The sequence below is a fragment of the Candidatus Binatia bacterium genome, from assembly GCA_036493895.1.
GTDB lineage: Bacteria > Desulfobacterota > Binatia > UBA1149 > CAITLU01 > DATNBU01.
This window is the reverse complement of sequence record DASXOZ010000063.1, coordinates 1-2,173: the sequence shown is the minus strand read 5'-3', so window position 1 is coordinate 2,173 and position 2,173 is coordinate 1. Positions and strand designations below refer to the sequence as shown.

Annotated in this window: 3 protein-coding genes; 1 reads left to right on the top strand and 2 read right to left on the bottom strand. The window is 66.5% G+C overall.

Going from position 1 to position 2,173, the window contains the following annotated elements; genetic code table 11:
• Together VGK20_14480 and VGK20_14475 are read right to left on the bottom strand one after the other, a co-directional pair.
• Positions 1 to 474 (bottom strand): UxaA family hydrolase (locus VGK20_14480; GenBank protein HEY2775251.1); only part of this gene is annotated, 474 nt, incomplete at its 3' end.
• A gap of 2 nt (positions 475 to 476) precedes the next feature.
• Entirely contained in the window at positions 477 to 758 is a 282-nt protein-coding gene (locus VGK20_14475) for a UxaA family hydrolase (GenBank protein ID HEY2775250.1), read from the bottom strand.
• 17 nt (positions 759 to 775) lie between these two features.
• On the opposite strand from VGK20_14475, the gene VGK20_14470 reads away from it, so the two are divergent.
• Positions 776 to 2,173, top strand: a 1,398-nt coding sequence (locus VGK20_14470; protein HEY2775249.1) for an alkaline phosphatase D family protein, incomplete at its 3' end; no start/stop codon positions are given.

The window sequence follows — 2,173 nt, the reverse complement described above, 5'->3', positions numbered from 1 at the left end:
GCCGGAGGTCGTGTCCGATTCGCCGCATTTGGTCGAGACCCACAGCTCCTTCAGCGGGCGCTCCTCGCGGCGCAGCTCGCTCGCCCACTGCAGGAACTCGCGCGCCTTCTGCGAGGCGCGGCGGATGGTCTCGTGGTCGCCGTGGCCCTCGATGCCGAAGCCGGCGACGGGCTTGCCGGTCTTGGCGATGGCCTCGACGACGCGCGCGGTCCAGCCTTCCTCGATCCCGATCACCACCACCGCGGCGACGTTGGGGTTCGCGCCGGTGCCGATCAGCGTGCGGAAATGCAGCTCGAGGTCGGCGCCGAACTGCAGTCGCCCGTAGGGGTGCGGCAGCGCCATCACGCCCTTGATGTTGTTCGCGACCGCTTCGGCGGCGGCGTTCGACAGATCGTCGACCGGCAGGATGATGACGTGATTGCGCACGCCGATTCGGCCGTTCTCTCTTTTGTAGCCCCAGAAGCTGTTCTGCATGACTACCAGCGCTTGGTCTTGAGGTTGTGCACGTGGAGATGCTCGCCCTTCGCGATCGGCTTGACCACCTTGCCGATGTCGACGCCGTACTTGATCACCGTGTCGCCCGGCTGGTAGTCGCGCAGCGCCATCTTGTGGCCGATCGGGATATCGCTCTTCGCCGTCACACGGAGGTCTTTGTCGTCTTCCATGATCCAGCCGTCGAGCGGCTGGCCGGACTTGACTCCCTCGACGACGACGACGCCGACCCCGTCGCCCTCCTCGTGCACCACGAAGTGGATCATGACGTTATTCTATTCGCATGATTGACAGGCGCCGCTTCCTCGCTTCCCTGGGTGCGCTCGCTGTTTCACCCGCTTTCTCCCAGGCGGATTACCCGTTCGCGCTCGGCGTCGCCTCGGGCTACCCGATGCCGTCGAGCGTGGTGCTCTGGACGCGCCTCATCGGCGCGTCCTCGCAAGCAGTGGAAGTGGGCTGGGAAGTAGCGGCCGACGAATCCATGCAAGACGTGATTCGTCGAGGAACCGCCGTTGCCGAGCCGGCCTGGGCGCACTCGATCCACGTCGAGCCGCAAGGCCTGCAGCCGGATCGCTGGTACTGGTACCGCTTCACCACGCGCGATGCACAGAGTCCGATCGGCCGCACACGTACCGCTCCGGCGGCAGGCGCCCAGGTCGCAAGACTGCGCTTCGGCTTCGCTTCCTGTCAGCACTACGAGCAGGGCTACTTCGCCGCGTACCGGCACATGGTGGCCGACGCCCCGGACCTGATCGCCTTCCTCGGTGACTACATCTACGAATCGCACTGGGGACGCGAGCTGGTGCGTAGCCATGAGAGCCCCGAGCCCTACACGCTCGAAGACTACCGCGCCCGCTATGCGCTCTATAAGAGCGACCCGGATCTGCAGGCGGCCCACGCCGCCTGCCCGTGGATCGTGACCTGGGACGACCACGAGGTAGACAACGACTACGCCGACGATCGTTCCGAAGACGGGATGGAGCGGCAGGCGTTCCTCGCCCGCCGCAGCGCTGCGTACCGCGCCTACTACGAGCACATGCCGCTTCCGTCGCGCATGCAGCCGAGCGGCCGGGAGATGCGCATCTATACGACGCTCGACTGGGGAACGCTCGCGCGCTTCTACACCCTCGACGACCGCCAGTACCGCTCGTGGCACGCCTGTCCGCGGCGCGGTCGCCGCGGCGGCTCGAACACCGTCGACATCGACGAGTGCAGACGGCTCTTCTCGCCCGGCCGCACCATGCTCGGCCGCACGCAGGAGCGCTGGCTCGACCGCTCGTTCGGCGACTCGCGCGCGGCCTGGAACGTGCTCGCGCAGCAGACGACGATGTCGCAGTTCGACCAGAAGCCCGGCCCCGGTCGGCGCGCGTGGACGGATGGATGGGATGGCTACCCGGCCGCGCGAAGCAGATTGTTAAGTTCAATTCTGGATAGAAAAATTCGCAACCCGGTGGTGATTGGCGGCGACGTCCATTCGTTCAACGTCGCGCAGCTCAAGCTGGACTTCGACGACCCGGCCTCGCCGATCGTCGCCTCCGAGTTCGTCGGCACCTCGATCACCTCGCAGGCCTGGGCGCAGGAGCGGCTCGATGCGCTGCGATCCGAGAACCCGCACATGCTGCTGATGGACAGCCGCTACCGCGGCTACGTGCGCATGGAAGTCACGCCGACGCGCCTTGCC

Coding starts and splice junctions, on each gene's coding strand:
- VGK20_14475 (HEY2775250.1), bottom strand. CDS start 758: ATGATCCACTTCGTGGTGCACGAGGAGGGCGACGGGGTCGGCGTCGTC.